This is a genomic window from Ramlibacter pallidus (assembly GCF_015070875.1).
Taxonomy (GTDB): domain Bacteria; phylum Pseudomonadota; class Gammaproteobacteria; order Burkholderiales; family Burkholderiaceae_C; genus Ramlibacter; species Ramlibacter pallidus.
On the sequence record NZ_JADDIV010000001.1, the window covers coordinates 42,239 to 60,293 of the forward strand.

Here is an 18,055-nt window from a genome sequence, read left to right on the forward strand (position 1 = left end):
CCATCCGCCCCGACCGCCGCCGCCTGCTGCTGGCCTGCGGGTCCCTCGCGGCGGCGGGGGCCCACGCCATGGGACGCGACCCCGCGTCCCTGCTGCGGGACCACGTCGACGCCGCCGTGCGCGCCGCCATGGAGCGCAACGACATCCCGGGCATGGCGGTCGGCGTCACGGTGGCCGGCCGCCGGTTCTTCGCATACCAAGGTGTCGCGGCCCGGGACAGCGGCCGGCGCGTGGACGAGGACACGCTCTTCGAGATCGGTTCCGTCAGCAAGACCTTCACCGCGGCGCTGGCCTCCTACGCCCGCGAACTCGGCGCGCTGTCGCTCTACGACACCGCCGCCGTGCACTGGTCCGCGCTGGCCGGCAGCCCCATCGCGGACGCCCGCCTGCTGGACCTCGCCACCTACACGGCGGGCGGCCTGCCCCTGCAGTTCCCCGATGCCGTGACGGACGAAGCCGAGATGCTGGCGTACTTCCGCGAATGGCAACCCGCCTTCCCGCCGGGAACGCAGCGGGTGTATTCCAACCCGAGCATCGGCCTGTTCGGCCATCTGGCCGCCCGAAGCATGGGAAAACCGTTCCGCGAGCTGATGGAAGCGCGGCTGTTCCCCCTCCTGCGCCTGTCCCGCACCTACCTGCAGGTCCCGGCGAATCGCATGGACGACTACGCGTGGGGCCATGCGAGGGACGGCCGGCAGGTGCGCGTCTCGCCGGGCGCGCTCGACGACGAAGCGTACGGCGTGAAGACGACGGCCGCGGACCTGCTGCGTTTCGTGGAAGCGCAGATGGGCGTGCGGCCGCTGGACGACCGGCCGCAACGCGCGCTGGCGGCAACGCACACCGGCTACTACGAGGCCGGCGTGATGACCCAGGCCCTCGGCTGGGAGACGTACCCTCATCCCGCGCCGCTCGAACGCCTGCTCGAAGGCAACGGAAGCGACATGGCGCTCAAGCCGCAGCCCGCCACGAAACTGGTGCCGCCCCGGCCCGCAGCGGCCGACGTCCTGGTCAACAAGACGGGCTCCACCAACGGCTTCGGCGCCTATGCCGCCTTCGTGCCCAGCCTGCGGGCCGGCGTGGTGCTGCTGGCCAACCGCAACTATCCCAACGCGGAGCGCGTGCGGCTCGCGCACGGCATCCTGCAAAGGGCGGGCCGCTAGGCGGGCGCCGCGGCTCAGCCATACCGCGGAAGCTCCGCAGGGTGTAACCTTTTGCGCTCCACCCATCCGGGAGCGTTCCATGGAGACGGCGCAGGACACGGCCGATGCGTACCGCGAGCTGATCGAGATCGGCATCGCCTTGTCGTCCGAGCGCGACCCGGCCCGCCTGCGCGAGCGCATCCTCATGGAGGCCAAGGCGTTCACCAACGCCGATGCCGGCACGCTGTACCTGAAGCACAAGGGGCAGGAGCTGATCTTCCAGATCGTGCGCAACGACACCCTGGGCATCGCCATGGGCGGCACCAGCGGCGTGCCGATCGACCTGCCCCCGGTGCCGCTCACCACGCCCGACGGCCAGCCGAACCTGCGCAACGTCGCCTCGTACTGCGCGGTCACGGGCGAGATCGTCAACGTCGCCGACGCCTACTGCGAGACCGATAACCTGGACTTCTCCGGCACCCAGGAGTTCGACCGCCGCTTCGGCTACCGCTCGCGCTCCTTCCTCTCGGTGCCGCTCAAGAACCACAACGGCTACGTCATCGGCGTGCTCCAGCTGATCAACGCGAAGGACGCGCTGGGCAAGGTCGTGCCGTTCCGCGAGGAGATCGTGCCGATGGTGAGCGCGCTGGCCTCGCAGGCGGCGGTGTCGATCGACAACCGCATCCTGATCGAGGAGCTGAAGCAGCTGCTCGACGCCTTCATCGCCGTGATCGCTGCAGCCATCGACACCAAGTCGCCCTACACCGGCGGCCACTGCCAGCGCGTGCCGGTGCTCACCGAGATGCTGGTGCGGGCGGCCTGCGAATCGAAGGACGCGCCCTTCGCCGGCTTCGACCTGAGCGAGGAGGAGTGGTACGAGCTGCGCGTCGCCTGCTGGCTGCACGACTGCGGCAAGGTGGTGACGCCCGAGCACATCGTCGACAAGGCGACCAAGCTCGAGGCGATCTACGACCGCATCCACGAGATCCGCATGCGCTTCGAGGTGCTCAAGCGCGACGCAGAGATCGCCATGCTCAAGGGACTGCTGGCCGGCGGCAACGGCGACAAGCTGCGCGCCGACTACGAGGCGACGTGCGCCACGCTGGACGAGGAGTTCGCCTTCATCGGCGAGTGCAACGTCGGCGGCGAGTACATGGCGCCGGACAAGGTCGAGCGGCTGAAGAAGATCGCCGAACGCACCTGGACGCGCACGCTGTCCAACCGCATCGGCATCTCGTACGCCGAGAAGAAGCGGCGCGATGCGATCCTGGAACGGCCACTGCCCGTCGAGGAGAAGCTGCTGGAGGACCGCTACGACCACATCAGCCCGCGCGAGGGGCTGCGGCTGTCGGCGGAAGGCAATCCGTGGGGCTTCACCCTCAAGGCGCCCGAACGCGAGGCCAACCTCGGCGAGATCTACAACCTGTCGATCAGCCGCGGCACGCTGACCGAGGAAGACCGCTACCGCATCAACGAGCACATGGCGCAGACCATCGTCATGCTGGAGTCGCTGCCCTGGCCGCGGCACCTGCGGCGGGTGCCGGAGTACGCCGGCGGCCACCACGAGAAGATGGACGGCAGCGGCTACCCGCGCGGGCTGAAACGCGAGCAGATGTCGCTGCCGGCGCGCGTGATGGCCATTGCCGACATCTTCGAGGCGCTCACCGCCGCCGACCGTCCCTACAAGCCGCCGAAGACGCTGTCGCAGTCGATCCGGATCATGAAGTCGATGGTGCGCGACGGGCACATCGACCCGGACCTGTTCCAGCTGTTCCTGGCGTCCGGCGTGTACAAGGAGTACGCGAAGCAGTTCCTGAAGCCCGAGCAGATCGACGCCGTCGACCTCGAAGGCGTGCTGGCCGCCGCCTGAGGCGGCCTCCCCCATCCGGCCCCTTGCCGCGCGGGGCGTCCTGGCGTCCAATGCGCCACCCCCCCGGGGCGAGGAACGTACCATGCCGGCACCCGACAGCGACCGCAAGTTCGCGGGCTCCATCCCGCAGTTGTACGAGCAGTACCTGGTGCCGCTCATCTTCCAGCCCTATGCGGTGGACCTCGCGGCGCGCGTCGCCCGGCAGCAGCCCCTGCGCGTGCTCGAGATCGCCGCCGGCACCGGCGTGGTCACCCGCCAGCTCGCACAGGTGCTGCCGCGCGACAGCACGATCGTGGCGACCGACCTCAACCAGCCGATGCTCGACGAGGCCGCCGCGCGCGGCACGGCACGCGCGGTCGAATGGAAGGCGGCCGATGCGATGCAGCTGCCGTTCGCGGACCAGTCCTTCGACGCCGTCGTCTGCCAGTTCGGCGTGATGTTCTTCCCCGAAAAGGCGAAGGCCTTCGCCGAGGCCCGGCGCGTGCTGCGCGACGGTGGCAGCCTCTTCTTCAACGCCTGGGACCGCATCGAGGTCAACGAGGTGTCGGACACCGTCACGCAGTCGCTCGCGCTGGTGTTCCCTTCCGACCCGCCGCGCTTCCTGGCGCGCGTGCCGCACGGCTACCACGACGTCGACCGGATCGCGCGCGACCTGGCCGAGGGCGGGTTCACTCAGGTCCCCGAAATCGCCACGGTCGCCGAACGCAGCCGCGCCGACGGCGCCTATCCCGCCGCCTTCGCGAAGTGCCAGGGCACGCCGCTGCGCAACGAGATCGAGGCGCGGGATCCGAACGGACTGGAGCGCGCCACGCAGGCGGCGGCCGCCGCGCTCACGCGCCGGTTCGGGACGGGGCCGATCGACGGGAGGATCCAGGCGCACGTGGTGGAGGCACGGCGCTAGCCCTGCGGCCGGCCCATCCGCGCCACGCGGCGCGGACCGCGTGATAGGCTCGCCGCGACTACCGTCCGCCGCTTGCCGACCCCTCCCGCTCCTCCCGCCGCTTCCTGTGTCGTCGCCGCGCGCGACCTCGTCTTCTCCTATCCGGCGCAGGCGGAAGCCGCGCTGCGCGGCGTCGACCTCTGCCTGGAGCGCGGGCAGGCGGTCGGCCTGCTGGGACCGAACGGCTCCGGCAAGTCCACGCTGATCAGCCTGCTGGCCGGCCTGCGCAAGCCGCACCGCGGCCACATCGAGATCGCCGTGGAAGACCGCCGCCAGGTCGCCTGGGTGCCGCAGGACTACGCCTTCTATCCCGACCTGGACTGCCTGGACAACCTGCGCTTCTTCGCCGCCATGCTGGGCGTCGGTGCCGCCGAAGCACGCCGGCGCATCGACGAGGCGATCGCCACGTGCATGCTCGGCGAGTTCGCGGATCGCCGCGCCAGCCATTGCTCGGGTGGCGTGCGCCGCCGGCTCAACCTGGCCATCGCGCTGCTGCAGCGCCCGCAGGTCCTGCTGCTGGACGAGCCCACCGTCGGCGTGGACCCGCAGTCGCGCGCCTTCCTCCTCGACCGGGTGCGCGAGCTCGTCGCGGGCGGCATGGCGGTGCTCTATGCCACCCACTACATGGAAGAGGTCAGTGCGCTGTGCTCGGACATCGTGCTGATGGACCATGGCCGCGTGCTCACGGAAGGCGACCTCGCCGCCTTGCTGCGCGGCCCGCCCGGCACGCCGCCGCACGCCAACCTGGAGGCGGCCTTCCTGCACCACACGGGGCACTCGCTGCGCGACTGAACATGCGCATGTGGCCGTCCCCCGTCCAGGCCCTCGCCATCGCCGCCAAGGAGTGGCGCGTGCTGCTGCGCAACCCGCATGGCCTGGTCACGCTGTTCCTGATGCCGGCCATCTTCCTGCTGGTGATGTCCTTCGCTCTCAAGGGCACCGTGGCGGGGAAGGCGCCCTTGCCGGTGACCGGCTGGGTGCAGGAAGACGACAGCGGGTTCGCGACGCAGTGGGCGCAAGGGTGGCTGGCCAAGCATCCGGCCCACCGCTATGCGACGCGCGACGAGCTGCGGCAGGCCCTCAAGGACATGCGGGTGGCCGCCGGCGTGGTGGTGCGCGCGCCGCTGCTCGACGCCGCCACGGGCCGACCGGACCCCGGCCGCATCGAGCTGTGGCTCGGCCACCGCCTGCAGCCGGCGGCCGCGGGACGCCTGCAGGCCGAGCTCTCGCTGTCGCTGCTGCAGGCGCGGGCGGCGGAATCCGCGCCGGCCACGGAAGCGAATGGCATCGCGATGCGCTATCTCTACGAAGTCGAATCGGGCCGGCGCCTGACGGCGGTGCAGCAAAGCGTGCCCGCCTGGCTGATCTTCGGCATGTTCTTCGTGGTCATCCCGGTGGCCGGCGTGCTGGTGCAGGAGCGCAACGAAGGCACGCTGGCGCGCCTGGCGACCCTCGGCGTGCCGCCCGCGTCGCTCCTGGCCGGCAAGCTGGGGGCCTTCATGGCCGTCAACGCGGTGCAGCTGGTGTTCATGCTGCTGGTGGGCCGCTGGCTGGTGCCGCTGCTGGGGGGCGACGCCCTGCGGCTGGACATCCACGGCGGCTGGTTCCTGGCGATGGTGGCCGCCACCAGCGCGGCCGCCGTCGGGCTGGCGCTGCTGATCGCCAGCGCCACGCGCAACTTCGAGCATGCCGCGGCGCTGGGGGGCGGCGTGAACGTCCTGCTGGCCGCCGTGGCGGGAGTGATGGTGCCGCGGGCCCTGATGCCACCCGGGCTGCAGGAGGTTTCCGCCGCCTCGCCCATGGGCTGGGCACTCGACGGGATGCAGGCGGTGTTCCTCGGCGCCCCGCAGGCGTCGGACGTCCTGCCGCGCGCGGGGCTGCTGCTCGCCTTCGCGGCCCTGTGCCTGGGTGCCAGCGCCTGGCTGCTGCGGCGGCCGACGGCCGACTGAAGGACGCTTTTAGACCACCACCGGCTCCGGCTCCAGCCGGATGCCGAAGCGCTCGTAGACGCTCGTCTGGATGGCGCGGGCCAGCGTCACGACCTCGCCGCCGGTCGCCCCGCCCCGGTTCACCAGCACCAGCGCCTGCTTCTCGTAAACGCCCGCCTGGCCCACCGACTTGCCCTTCCAGCCGCAGGCGTCGATCAGCCAGCCGGCGGCGAGCTTCACGCTGCCGTCGGGCATGGGGTAGTGCACGATGTTCGGCTCGCGGCCGATGATGTCCTGGCACTGCTCCGGCGTGACGGTGGGGTTCTTGAAGAAGCTGCCCGCGTTGCCGATCACCCGCGGGTCCGGCAGCTTGGCGCTGCGGATGGCGCACACCCAGTCGTAGATCTGCCTGGCCGTCGGCGCCTGCACCCCGGTTTCGGCCATCTTGCGCTGCAGGTCGATGTAGCCCAGCACCGGCTTCCAGGGCTTGGGCAGGCGCATCCGCACCCGCAGGATCAGCGCGCGCCCGGCCAGGCCGAAATCGCTGCCGCGCGCCGGCGAATGCTTGAACACGGAATCGCGGTAGCCGAAGGCGCACTGGGTGGCGTCCAGCGTGAATTCGCGCCCGGTCACCAGGTCGATCGCGTCCAGCGACTCGAAGCGGTCCTGCAGCTCGATGCCGTAGGCGCCGATGTTCTGCACCGGGGAAGCCCCCACCGTCCCGGGGATCAGGGCCAGGTTCTCCAGCCCGCCCAGGCCCTGTTCCATCGTCCAGGTGACCGCCTCGTGCCAGTTCTCGCCGGCCCCGAACTCCACGATTGTCGCCTTGGGGCCGTCCTCCAGCACCCGGCGGCCGGCGACTTCGACCTTCAGCACCACGGCCTTCACGTCCCCCGTCAGCACGATGTTGCTGCCACCGCCCAGGACGAACTTGGGTTCGGCGCCCAGTTCCGGGTGCGCCAGCAGGGCGTGGACGTCCTCGGCCCCCCGCACGCGCACCATGTTCCGCGCCCGGGCGACGATGCCGAAGGTGTTGTGCGGCTGCAGCGGGGCGTTGGTCTCGACGATCATGGGAGAATTGTGGCCCAAGCCGCTACCCCGGCCGTGCAGGAGGAATTCGCAAATGCCGTCGTTCGATACCGTGTGTGAGCCCAACATGGTGGAGGTGAAGAACGCCGTGGAGAACGCCGCCAAGGAGATCGCCACGCGGTTCGACTTCAAGGGCACCTCCGCCGGCATCGAGATCAAGGAGAAGGAGATCACCCTGACCGGGGATGCCGATTTCCAGCTCCAGCAGGTCCTGGACGTGCTGCTGGCCAAGCTGGCCAAGCGCAACGTCGACGTGCGGTTCCTGGACAAGGGCGACGTCCAGAAGGCGGGCGGCGACAAGGTGAAGCAGGTCGTCAAGGTCCGCAGCGGCATCGAGCCGGAACACGCCAAGAAGATCCAGAAGCTGATCAAGGACAGCAAGGTGAAGGTGCAGGCCGCCATCCAGGGCGACGCGGTGCGCGTCACCGGCGCCAAGCGCGACGACCTCCAGGCGACGATGGCCCTGGTGCGCAAGGAAATGGCCGAGCTGCCCTTGTCGTTTACCAATTTCCGGGACTGACCATGAAGCGGCTGTTCGCCCTCGCCCTCGCCTTCTGCGCGGCCGGCGTCTTCGCCCAGTCCGTCGCCCTCCAGGGCATGCTCGGCAGCAAGGCGCTGCTGATCGTCGACGGCGCACCCCCCAAGGGTGTCGCGGTCGGGGAAACGCACAAGGGGGTGAAGGTGCTGGCCACCGGCGGCGACGAGGCCACGGTCGAAGTCGGCGGCAAGCGCCAGACCCTGCGCGTCGGCGATGCGCCGGCCAGCGTGGGCGGCAGTGGCGGCGGCGGGCGCGGCAACAAGATCGTGCTCACCGCCGGCAGCGGCGGCCACTTCCTCACCCAGGGGGCCATCAACGGGCGCGCGACGCAGTTCATGGTGGACACCGGGGCCACCTCCGTGGCCATGGGAGCCGCCGAGGCCGAGCGCCTCGGCATCGACTACCGCAAGGGCCAGATCGGCCGCGGCAGCACGGCCAACGGCGTCGTCACGGCGTACTACCTGAAGCTCGCTTCGGTGCGCATCGGCGACGTCGAGGTGTACGACGTCGACGCCGCGGTCCTGCCCGGGAGCATGGGCCACGTCCTCCTGGGCAACAGCTTCCTCACCCGCTTCCAGATGACGCGCCACAACGACCAGATGGTGCTGGAGCGGCGCTACTAGGCCACGCTTGCCCGACCCGACCCTGCCCGGCTCCCCTCCCCGCCCGCCCGAGAGCGCCTTCGGCCCCTTGCAGGGCCCGGTGTTCCGCATGCTGTGGTTCACCTGGCTCGCGGCCAACACCACGATGTGGATGAACGACGTGGCGTCGGCCTGGCTGATGACGTCGATCGCCCCTTCGCCGCTGTGGGTGGCGCTGGTGCAGAGTGCGTCCACCCTTCCGGTCTTCCTCCTCGGCTTGCCCAGCGGCGCGCTGGCCGACACCGTGGACCGGCGGCGCTACTTCATGTTCACGCAGTTCTGGGTGGCCGCGATAGCGACGCTGCTGTGCGTGGTCATCCTGCTGGACCGCCTGACCGCGCCGCTGTTGCTCGTGCTCACTTTCGCCAACGGCATCGGCCTGGCGATGCGCTGGCCGGTGTTCGCGGCCATCGTGCCGGAGGTGGTCAGCCGGCCGCAGCTGCCGCAGGCGCTGGCCCTCAACGGCATCGCGATGAACGCCTCGCGCATCGCCGGTCCGCTGATCGCCGGCGCGCTGATCGCCAGCGTCGGCAGCGCCTATGTCTTCGTGCTGAACGCGGCGCTTTCCATCCTGGCCGGCATCACCATCATGCGCTGGAAGCGCGTGCACCAGGAGAGCCCCCTGGGCCGCGAGCCGCTGGCGAGCGCCATGCGCGTGGGCGTGCAGTTCGTCCGGCAGTCCGGCCGCATGAAGGCCGTGATGGTGCGCATCGCCATCTTCTTCCTGCACTCGACGGCGCTGATGGCCATGCTGCCGCTGGTCGCCAGGGGACTGCCGGGCGGAACGGCCGGCACGTTCACGGTGCTGCTCGCGTCCATGGGCGTCGGCGCCGTGACCGCGGCGGTCCTCATGCCGCGCATCCGCAACTGGCTGCCGCTGCAACCACGCGTGCTGGCGGGGACGGCGGTGCAGGCCGTCGCCGCCGTGATCGTCGCCTTCGCGCCCAACATCTCCGTGGCCGTGCCGGCGATGGTGTTCGGCGGCGCCGCATGGATCACGGTGGCGAATTCGCTGACCGTCGCGGCGCAGATGGCGCTGCCGGACTGGGTGCGCGCGCGCGGCATGTCGATCTACCAGATGGCGCTGATGGGGTCCACGGCGGCGGGTGCCGCCCTGTGGGGCCAGGTGGCGACCTGGACCAGCGTGCACACGTCGATAGCGATCTCCTCGGTCACCAGCGTGGTGGCCATGGTGCTCGCCCAGCGGATGACGATGGACCGCGGCACCGAGGAGGACCTCACGCCCTCGCACGTGCTGAAGGTGCCCGAGATGCAGGAGCCGCCGCGCGCCGGGCGCGTGCAGGTGCGGGTGGAGTACCTGATCGACCCGCAGCGCGCCCCGGAATTCCTGGCGCTGATGCAGGAAAGCCGGCGCAGCCGCCTGCGCCAGGGCGCGCTCGACTGGCAGCTGCTGCACGACCTCTACGAGCCGGGCCGCTACGTGGAGCAGATCATCGACGCGTCCTGGACGGAGCACCTGCGCCGCTTCGACCGCATCAGCGCCGCCGACGTGCAGCTGCGCGACAAGCGCCTGGCCTTCCACGTCGGCGAGGAGCCGCCGAAGGTGAGCCGCTACCTGATCGAGCAGGAGTAGCCGGCGCGGCTCAATGCGCCGCGCCGGCTTCCTTCTTCTTCGCGCCCAGCCGCGATTCGGTGCCCTTGAGCAGCCGGTCGATGTTGGCGCGGTGCCGCCAGGCCAGCAGCAGCGCCATCGCGAACAGCGCCATCGTGACCGGCCGCTCGGCGTACCACTTCAGCCGGTCGCCGAACAGGTAGTACAGCGGCGCGAAAGCGGCCGCCACCAGCGAAGCCAGCGAGGAATAGCGGAAGAAGACCGCGATGATGATCCACGTCAGGCCCGTGGCGACGCCCAGCAGCCAATGCACCCCGAACACCACGCCGATGAAGGTGGCGACGCCCTTGCCGCCCTGGAAACGGAAGAACACCGGGTAGAGGTGGCCCAGGAAGGCGGCGAGGCCGACCATGGCCATCGTGCCCTCTTCCATGCCGTAGCGCGCGCCGTACAGGCGCACCAGCAGGACGGGCACGAAGCCCTTCATCGCATCGAGCAGCAGCGTGACGATGGCCGCGGCCTTGCTGCCGGAGCGCAGCACGTTGGTCGCGCCCGGGTTCTTGCTGCCGAAGGTGCGCGGGTCCGACAGGCCCATGACCTTGCTGACGATGACGGCGAAGGCCAGCGAGCCCACCAGGTAGGCCGCGACCACGGCGGCCGCGGAATACACCATGTCCATGCGGTCTCCCTCGTTGTTGTGTGCGCGGCTATTCTGCCAGCGCGCACTGCACCGGCTTCGCGCCGAGCAGGCGCACGCAGACCTGCGGTTCGATGCCGACCAGGTAGCCGCGCCGGCCGCCGTTGAGCACGATGCGCGGCAGCGCCAGGATCGTCTCCTCGATGTACACCGGCATCGCCTTGCGCGTGCCGAACGGCGAGGTGCCGCCCACCAGGTAGCCGCTGTGGCGGTTGGCGACTTCCGGCTTGCAGGGCTCGACCGACTTGGCGCCGATCTGGCGCGCCAGGTTCTTGGTCGACACCTTGCGGTTGCCATGCATCAGCACGACGAGCGGACGCGCCTTCTCGTCCTCCATGACGAGCGTCTTCACCACGGTGAAAGGATCGAACCCGAGCACTTCGGCGCTGTGCTGCGCGCCGCCGTGCTCCAGGTATTCGTAAGGATGCTCGGTGAAGCCGACGCCGTTCGCCTTGAGGAAGGCGGTCGCCGGCGTCTCGCTGACGTGCTCCTTCTTCGCCATGTCACGCCGCCGGGTCGCGCATCTCCCAGCGGATGCGGTCGATGGCCGCCAGCAGCTCGGGCGGCAAGGTCGTGCCGAAGGCGTCGATGTCCTCGTCCAGCTGCGCCAGCGTGGACACGCCGATGATGGTGCTGGCGACGCGCCAGTTGGTATAGCACCAGGCCAGGGCCATGCGCGTGGGCGTCAGGCCGTGCTCGCGCGCCAGCGCGTTGTAGCGGCGCGCGGCTTCCAGCGCCTCCGGACGCCCCCAGCGCTGGGTGCGGGCCCGCTCGGAAAGCAGCAGGCGCGCGTTGCGGGGCGTCTCCGGGTGGTCCAGGCCGCGGTCGTACTTGCCGGTCAAGGCACCGAAGGCCAGCGGCGAGTACGCCAGCAGCGAAACGCCCAGCCGGTGCATCGTCTCGTCGAGGCCGTTGTCGACGCCGCGGCTCACCAGCGCATACGGGTTCTGCACCGTGGCCACCCGCGCCAGCCCGTGCTGCTCCGCCAGCCGCACGAACTCGTGCACGCCATAGGGCGTCTCGTTCGACAGGCCGATCGCCCGCACCTTGCCTTGCCGCACCAGGCCGTCCAGCGCCTGCAGCTGCTCGAGGATCGGGGTCTGGGTGCGCTCCTTCTGCGGGTCGTAGTAGATCTCGCCGAAGGACGGCACGGTGCGTTCCGGCCAGTGGATCTGGTACAGGTCGATCACGTCGGTCTGCAGGCGGCGCAGCGAGGCCTCGCAGGACCGCACGATGTCCTGCGGCGTGAGCCCCTGCCCCTCGCGGACCCAGGGCATGCCGCGCGACGGGCCCGCCACCTTGGTGGCCAGCACGATCTTCTCGCGCAGCCCTGGGCGTGCCGCCAGCCAGCGGCCGATGAAGGTTTCGGTGCGGTTGAAGGTCTCGGCCTTGGGCGGCACCGGGTACATCTCCGCGGTGTCCAGGAAGTTGATGCCGCGCTCGACGGCGCGGTCCAGGATCGCCTGCGAATGCGGTTCGTCGACCTGGTCCCCGAAGGTCATGGTGCCGAGGCAGATGGGGGTGACGCGCAGGTCGCCCTGGCCGAGCTGGAGGGTTTGCATGAGGTTACAGCGGTGACAGGCGGATGGATCGGTCGAGCATATTAGCGGCATGCCGGAAGGCCCATCGATCGTCATCCTCAAGGAACAGGTCACGCAGTTCGTCGGCCGCACCATCGAGCGCGTCTCGGGGAACACGACGATCGAGAAGGACCGCCTGCTGCACCAGGAGGTGGAGGCCTTCCGCAGCTGGGGCAAGCATTTCCTGGTGGAGATGCCGGACTTCTGCCTGCGCGTGCATTTCATGCTGTTCGGCAGCTATCGCATCAACGAGGAGAAGAGCTGGGCCGTCCCGCGCCTGTCGCTGGGGTTCGACAACGGCGCGCTGAACCTCTACGCCTGCTCCGTGCGCTTCATCGAGGAACCGCTGGACCTGGTGTACGACTGGTGGGCCGACGTCATGTCGGAGCACTGGGACCCGGCGCTCGCGCGCAGGCGCCTGCGTTCGGTGCCGGACATGCTGGCCTGCGACGCGCTGCTGGACCAGGACATCTTCGCCGGCGTCGGCAACATCATCAAGAACGAGGTGCTGTTCCGCATCCGCGTGCACCCGCTGTCCACGGTGGGCGCCCTGCCCGCGCCCAAGCTGCGCGAGTTCGTCGACCAGGCCCGCCAGTACAGCTTCGACTTCTACGAATGGAAGAAGCAGTTCGTGCTGAAGAAGCACTGGCTCGCGCACACGAAACGGACGTGCCCGCGCTGCAACATCCCGTTCGTCAAGGCGCATCTCGGGCGCACGCAGCGCCGCAGCTTCTACTGCGAGAACTGCCAGGTGAAGTACACCTGAAGGCGCGTGGCTACTGGATGTCGCCGGAAGCGGTGGCGGGACCGTCGATGACGATCTCGGCGGCGGGCGCGGCCGGCGCGACCGGGGCCGGCGGCGCGACCTCGCGCGCCGCGGGACGTTCCCGTTCCCTCTCGCGCTCGGGCGCGGCCTCGGCGGCGCGCGGCGTGGCGGGAGCGCGCCGCACCACCGGCCGGTCTTCCTCGGCCTGCGCGCTCAGCTGCGCACGGCGCTGCGCATACCAGCGCTGCAGGCACTCGCGGTCCTGGCACGCTTCCTCGCGGCGCTGCCATTCCGCGTCGCTGTCCCTCTGGAAGGCGCGCGCATCCGGCGCCGCCCGCTTGGCCCGTTCATGGATGCGGCCCAGTTCGCGGTCCTGCCGTGCGAGGTCCTCGTCGGCGCAGATCAGCTTCTCGGTGGTGGAGCGCGCCTTGCTGCAGTCGAACGAGGGCGAGGTGCGCCGCTCTTCGCGGCGGGGCTGCGGCTCGGGTTCGCTGCGCGCGGGCGGCACGGCGGCGACGCGCTCCGGGGCAGCCGCGGCCGGCCCGGGCTGAGGCCCCGGCGCGGGCCGGGGTTCAAGCTTGGCCACCGGCGCGGCAGCGACCTGCGCCGCGGGAGCCGGCGCCGCGGCAGGCGGCGTCACGGCCGCGGCCGGAGGCGCGACGGCGGTCGCGGGTGCGGGCGCCGCGGGCCGGGCCGCGTTTCCGGCCACCCTGGTGTCCTCGGCGGCCTTGCTCGCCTCCGCCGCAGGCGCGGCGGGCAGTGCCGGCAGGCTCCCGCCCGCCAGCTGCTGCAGCTGGTCCAGTCCCTGCTGGGCGAAGCGCGTGCGCTCGTGCTCCGGCCCCTTGTGCGTGCGGTACAGCGCCAGGCTGCTGGCATACAGCTGCTGGGCGCGCTGGAGCATGGCGTCGCGCTTGGGCACTTCCGGCGACGCGGCGACCTGCGCGTAGTGCCGGCCCAGCTGGTAGTGCGCGTCCGCCAATGGCAGAGGATCGCCCTGGACGTTCTGGGCGGAGCGGCACGCCATCAGGAACGCCGTTTCCGCGTCGCGCGGCTTGCCGGCGGCGGCGGCTTCCTTGCCGGAGAGGATCAGCGTGTTGACGGCGCTGGCCGTGCGGCCCTGCAGGTCCTTGTCGAGCGGCAGCAGGCCGTCCTCGCGGTTGGCCGCCGCAACGATGGGAACGAAGCCGCAGTCCACGCGCGGCGCCGCCACCGCGACCGGGGTGGCGGTGGCCGAAGGGCCACGGCTGGTGTTCGCCGCCGCCACGTCGTCCGCACCGACGCGGTCGCGCGTGGCGCCGACGATCGCCAGTGCCGCAATGAGGCCGGCCCCGAGGCCCGCCGCGAAAACACCCCCACGCCGCCAGTTGATCGCCATGGCCGCGAGACTATCGGCCCGGCAGGCGCGGCCCGGCGGGACGCCGCTGGCGGCTGGCGACAGACCGCTCCTACGCGGCCCGCAGGCGCGCCCGCTCTTCCTCCTGCAGGCGCAGCACGCGGCGCTGCACCTTGCCCGTGGTGGTCATGGGCAGCGCCTCGATGAATTCGATTTCCTTCGGGTATTCGTAAGGTGCGAGCTTGCCTTTCACGTGCAGTTGCAGCTCCGACACCAGTTCCGCGTCGAAGCGCTCGGGGCCGCGCGTGCTGATCGCCCGCGCTTCCGCAACATGCGGCGCCAGCACCACGTAGGCCTTCACCAGCGCGCCGCGCTCGGCGTCGGGCTTGGGCACGACGGCCGCGTTGACCACGGCCGGGTGCTTCACCAGGCAGTTCTCGATCTCGCTCGGGCCGATGCGGTAGCCCGCCGCCTTGAACACGTCGTCCGCGCGGCCCTGGTACCAGAGGTAGCCGTCGGCGTCGCGCGTCGCCAGGTCGCCCGTGCGGCACCAGTCCCCGGTGAACTTGCGGCGCGTCGCATCGGGGTTCTTCCAGTAGCCGAGGAAGAAGATCGGGTCCGGCTCGCCGTGCACGTCGAAGCGGTGCACGGCGACGTCGCCCGGGACGCCGGGCGGGCACTCGTTGCCCTCGTCGTCGATCACCGCCACCCGGTGGCCCGGATAGGGCCGTCCCATGCTGCCCGCACGCGCCGGCCAGCCGGCGCCGTTCGCCGTGTCCCCGTTCATCGCGCAGTTGCCGACGACGTAGTTGATCTCGGTCTGGCCGAACATCTCGTTGACGACGACGCCCAGCTGGTCGCGGCAGTACGCGAACACCGCGTCCCCGACGGCTTCGCCCGCGCTCATGATCGCCTGCAGGTGCAGGGTGAATGGCCCGCGCGGGCGCGGATAGGCCTTCATCATCGCCTTCAGCGCGGTCGGGAAGAGGAAGGTGTGCGTCACGCCGTGCTCCTGCATCAGCGTGAACGCGGTCTCCGGGCTGAAGCGGCCGTTGTAGGCCACGATCGGCCGGCCGAAGTAGAGGCTGGGCAGCAGGGCATCCATCAGGCCGCCGGTCCAGGCCCAGTCGGCGGGCGACCAGAAGACCGCCCCGCTGTCGCTGCCGGCACGCCGCGGGTCGAAGCCGAACCAGTTCTGGCTGCAGACGAAACCCGGCAGGTTGCCGACCAGGGCGCGGTGCGGGATCAGCGCGCCCTTCGGCGGGCCCGTGGTGCCGCTGGTGTAGATCAGCACCGCGCCGTCGTCGGCATGCGTGCTCGCGGCGGTGAAGCCTGCGGCCAGCGTCCCGCGCTGCGCTTCCCATCCCAGGTCGGCCTGCGCGGCCGCGCCACCGACGCCGACCACCGTGCGCAGCGTGGGGCATTGCGCGCGGACCTGGGCGACATGGGCGATCGAGCTCTCGTCGCAGATCGCGACCACCGCCTCGCTGTCCTGCAGCCGGTACTCCAGCGCCTCCGGGCCGAACAGCATGGACAGCGGCATGGCGACCGCCCCGAGCTGGAACACCGCCATGTAGGCGATCGCGGTCTCGAAGCGCTGCGGCATCACGATGGCCACGCGGTCGCCGCGGTGCACGCCGAGCCCCACGAGCAGGTTGCTCATCGCGTTCGCCTCGCGCTGCAGTTCGGCGAACGTGAGGGTGGGACGCTGGGGGTCCCCGTGTGCGCGGATGGCGACCCGCCGCCCGGCGTCCGCTGCCTGCGCCCAGCGCGTGCAGCAGGCCTGCGCGATGTTGAACCGCTCCGGCACCTGCCAGCCGAAGCCGGCGTGCAGCGCCGCCCAGTTGTCACTGCCCTGACTGACCGCCATCGTCCGCTCTCCTATGATCGAGCGAATGTACCAACCGAAGCGCGCGTCCCGCAGCGAGTTTGTCCCGATCCGGAACCTGCGCTACCACGTACGGCTGTGGGGCGAGCCGGGGCCGGGCAAGGTGCCGCTGGTGATGGTGCACGGCTGGATGGACGTCGCCGCGTCGTACCAGTTCGTGGTGGACGCGTTCGCGCGCGACCACTACGTGATCGCCCCGGACTGGCGCGGCTACGGCCTGACCGAGCTGCCGCAGCAGGACAACTACTGGTTCCCCGACTACCTGGCGGACCTCGATTTCCTGCTCGATCACTACGCCGCCGGGGCCCCGGTCGACCTCGTGGGCCACAGCATGGGCGGCAACATCGCCATGCTGTATTCGGGCGTGCGGCCGGAGCGCATCCGCTCGCTGGTGAACCTGGAAGGCTTCGGCATGCCGGCGACGCGGCCGTCGCAGGCGCCGGGCCGCTACGCCAAGTGGATCGGCGAGCTGAAGGCCTTCCATCGCGGCGAGCTGGAGCTCAAGGCCTACGCCAGCCTCGAAGGCGTCGCGCAGCGCCTCATGAAGACCAACAAGCGGCTCACCGCGGACAAGGCGCAATGGCTGGCCCAGCACTGGGCGCAGGAGGACGCCGGCGGCCAGTGGCGCATCCTGGGCCACTCGGCCCACAAGATCGTCAACGCCAACCTGTTCCGCGTGGACGAGGTGCTCGAGATCTACAAGGCCATCCGCGCACCCGTGCTGGCGGTCGAGGCCAGCGACGACAGCCTCGGGCAGTGGTGGCAGGGCCGGTTCACCCTGGACGAGTACCACGAACGTTTGAAGGCGGTGTCCGACCTGCGGCTGGGCCACATCCACGATGCCGGGCACATGCTGCACCACGACCAGCCCGGGGCACTCGCCGAACTGATCGAGGGATTCCTGCCTTCTCCGTGAAAACCCCTGCGGCTGCAAAGCCGCAGTGCGACCGGATTTCGTGAAATTTTGTGGCTGCGGCACAGCGTGCAACCACTTGTTCGTAACAGCGCTTGCCGTAGGAGTCGTCCTACCCCATAGTCAGCCATCTTCGATAAGGGGTGACTCATGTGGAAGTCGGGTGTGACGGCCCTCCTGGCCGCTGCAGTGATGGGGCCGGTCTTTGCGCAGGCGGATGAGTTCGAGCAGGGCGTGGGGACCATGTGGGAAGTGCTCTGGCACCAGAGCGGCACCCCGACCCGGCTGGTCCGCTGGGAACAGGAGATGAAGGTCCGCATCCATGGCGTGAACCTCTCCACCCACAAGGCGCACACCCTCAAGGCGCTGGCCGACGTCGCCGCCGAGGCGGGCGTGAAGCTGGTCGACGTCAGCGACCGCGCCGATGCCGCCACCGTCGCCAACGTCAGCGTCGAGATCACGCCCGACCACATGCTGGAAGAGAACCAGCCCTGCGTGACCTTCCTGAACTTCCAGACCGAAACGCGCATCGACTCGGCCGCCGTGCAGATGCGCAGCCGCGACGCCTGGCGCTGCGCCTACCACGAGGCCATGCACGTCATGGGCGTGCGCGGTCACCCGGCCGGCAAGACCGTGCTGAGCTATTTCCCGTCCAAGGTCGACGGCCTGCTGCCGCTCGACCGCGTGATGCTGCGCGCCTGGTACTCGCCCAAGATGCGCGGCGGCATGACCCCCTTCGAAGTGCTGCCGGTGCTGGCCGACGAACTGGTCGCCTCCATGCCCGATCCGGCCCGCGCCGCCCTGTCGCGCGACCGCTTCTTCTCCCGCACCATCGAGCAGATGCAGGCCTTCGCCGACGGCCGCGGCGACGTGCCCATGATCGTCAAGCGCTCGGGCAAGTCCACCGACGAAGGCATCCGCTTCGGCCGCATGGAAATGAGCTACTTCCTCGGCATCGCCTACCTGGAAGGCACCACCGTGCCGCAGGATTCGACCCAGGCCGTGCGCTGGCTGCAGCGCGCCGCCAACCTGGGCAGCCGCACGGCCCAGGCCCGCCTCGGCGCCGCCACCGCGCGCTAGGAAGCGCCGAAACGCCAGCGACGGGGCCTGCGGGCCCCGTTTGCCTTTGGGGGTCGGCATCACCACCGCCGAGCAAGGAA

At 70.5% G+C, this 18,055-nt stretch carries 17 protein-coding genes; 11 read left to right on the top strand and 6 right to left on the bottom strand.

Annotated features, from left to right (window positions below; translation table 11 throughout):
* Positions 1 to 2 precede the first annotated feature (2 nt).
* From ampC to IM787_RS00270, 5 genes are all read left to right on the top strand, one after another.
* A complete protein-coding gene (ampC, locus tag IM787_RS00250; protein WP_435531140.1) occupies positions 3 to 1,160 on the top strand; it encodes a class C beta-lactamase in 1,158 nt (385 codons plus the stop codon).
* Between the two features lie 79 nt (positions 1,161 to 1,239).
* On the top strand, positions 1,240 to 3,009 hold the full coding sequence (locus tag IM787_RS00255; protein WP_193674632.1) for an HD family phosphohydrolase: 1,770 nt from the start codon (positions 1,240 to 1,242) through the stop codon (positions 3,007 to 3,009).
* A gap of 82 nt (positions 3,010 to 3,091) precedes the next feature.
* Positions 3,092 to 3,910, top strand: coding sequence for a class I SAM-dependent methyltransferase (locus IM787_RS00260; protein ID WP_193674633.1), 819 nt, complete (start codon positions 3,092 to 3,094; stop codon positions 3,908 to 3,910).
* Between the two features lie 72 nt (positions 3,911 to 3,982).
* Complete coding sequence (locus tag IM787_RS00265; RefSeq protein WP_193674634.1) at positions 3,983 to 4,741, top strand: ABC transporter ATP-binding protein; 759 nt, start codon at positions 3,983 to 3,985, stop codon at positions 4,739 to 4,741.
* An 8-nt stretch (positions 4,742 to 4,749) separates the two neighbouring features.
* Positions 4,750 to 5,898, top strand: coding sequence for an ABC transporter permease (locus IM787_RS00270; protein ID WP_193674635.1), 1,149 nt, complete (start codon positions 4,750 to 4,752; stop codon positions 5,896 to 5,898).
* Positions 5,899 to 5,907: 9 nt separating this feature from the next.
* Here the strand turns inward: IM787_RS00270 and murB are convergent, their stop codons facing one another.
* On the bottom strand, positions 5,908 to 6,948 hold the full coding sequence (murB, locus tag IM787_RS00275) for a UDP-N-acetylmuramate dehydrogenase (protein ID WP_193674636.1): 1,041 nt from the start codon (positions 6,946 to 6,948) through the stop codon (positions 5,908 to 5,910).
* A gap of 52 nt (positions 6,949 to 7,000) precedes the next feature.
* Between murB and IM787_RS00280 the strand changes: the two genes are divergently transcribed.
* From IM787_RS00280 to IM787_RS00290, 3 genes are all read left to right on the top strand, one after another.
* Positions 7,001 to 7,486: a YajQ family cyclic di-GMP-binding protein gene (locus IM787_RS00280; protein ID WP_193674637.1), complete on the top strand. Its 486-nt coding sequence runs from the start codon at positions 7,001 to 7,003 to the stop codon at positions 7,484 to 7,486.
* A gap of 2 nt (positions 7,487 to 7,488) precedes the next feature.
* Positions 7,489 to 8,127, top strand: coding sequence for a retropepsin-like aspartic protease family protein (locus IM787_RS00285; protein ID WP_193674638.1), 639 nt, complete (start codon positions 7,489 to 7,491; stop codon positions 8,125 to 8,127).
* A gap of 88 nt (positions 8,128 to 8,215) precedes the next feature.
* Positions 8,216 to 9,739: an MFS transporter gene (locus IM787_RS00290; protein ID WP_435531141.1), complete on the top strand. Its 1,524-nt coding sequence runs from the start codon at positions 8,216 to 8,218 to the stop codon at positions 9,737 to 9,739.
* A gap of 10 nt (positions 9,740 to 9,749) precedes the next feature.
* Here IM787_RS00290 and plsY read toward each other — a convergent pair whose 3' ends face one another.
* The 3 genes from plsY to IM787_RS00305 are packed head-to-tail and all read right to left on the bottom strand — an operon-like array spanning position 9,750 to position 11,977.
* A complete protein-coding gene (gene plsY / locus IM787_RS00295; RefSeq protein ID WP_193674639.1) occupies positions 9,750 to 10,397 on the bottom strand; it encodes a glycerol-3-phosphate 1-O-acyltransferase PlsY in 648 nt (215 codons plus the stop codon).
* A gap of 28 nt (positions 10,398 to 10,425) precedes the next feature.
* Positions 10,426 to 10,917, bottom strand: a complete 492-nt coding sequence (locus IM787_RS00300) for an aminoacyl-tRNA deacylase (RefSeq protein WP_193674640.1) — start codon at positions 10,915 to 10,917, stop codon at positions 10,426 to 10,428.
* A 1-nt stretch (position 10,918) separates the two neighbouring features.
* Positions 10,919 to 11,977, bottom strand: a complete 1,059-nt coding sequence (locus IM787_RS00305) for an aldo/keto reductase (protein ID WP_193674641.1) — start codon at positions 11,975 to 11,977, stop codon at positions 10,919 to 10,921.
* Positions 11,978 to 12,026: 49 nt separating this feature from the next.
* On the opposite strand from IM787_RS00305, the gene IM787_RS00310 reads away from it, so the two are divergent.
* A complete protein-coding gene (locus tag IM787_RS00310) occupies positions 12,027 to 12,761 on the top strand; it encodes a DNA-formamidopyrimidine glycosylase family protein (protein ID WP_193674642.1) in 735 nt (244 codons plus the stop codon).
* 10 nt (positions 12,762 to 12,771) lie between these two features.
* Here IM787_RS00310 and IM787_RS00315 read toward each other — a convergent pair whose 3' ends face one another.
* A complete protein-coding gene (locus IM787_RS00315) occupies positions 12,772 to 14,136 on the bottom strand; it encodes a lysozyme inhibitor LprI family protein (protein WP_193674643.1) in 1,365 nt (454 codons plus the stop codon).
* A gap of 70 nt (positions 14,137 to 14,206) precedes the next feature.
* The gene (locus tag IM787_RS00320; protein WP_193674644.1) at positions 14,207 to 15,964 is read right to left on the bottom strand and encodes an acetate--CoA ligase; all 1,758 of its coding nucleotides are present in this window, start codon (positions 15,962 to 15,964) and stop codon (positions 14,207 to 14,209) included.
* A gap of 25 nt (positions 15,965 to 15,989) precedes the next feature.
* On the opposite strand from IM787_RS00320, the gene IM787_RS00325 reads away from it, so the two are divergent.
* Both IM787_RS00325 and IM787_RS00330 read left to right on the top strand, forming a co-directional pair.
* Positions 15,990 to 16,898, top strand: a complete 909-nt coding sequence (locus tag IM787_RS00325) for an alpha/beta fold hydrolase (RefSeq protein WP_193674645.1) — start codon at positions 15,990 to 15,992, stop codon at positions 16,896 to 16,898.
* 147 nt (positions 16,899 to 17,045) lie between these two features.
* Complete coding sequence (locus IM787_RS00330) at positions 17,046 to 17,975, top strand: SEL1-like repeat protein (protein WP_193674646.1); 930 nt, start codon at positions 17,046 to 17,048, stop codon at positions 17,973 to 17,975.
* The last annotated feature ends 80 nt before the right edge of the window (positions 17,976 to 18,055 follow it).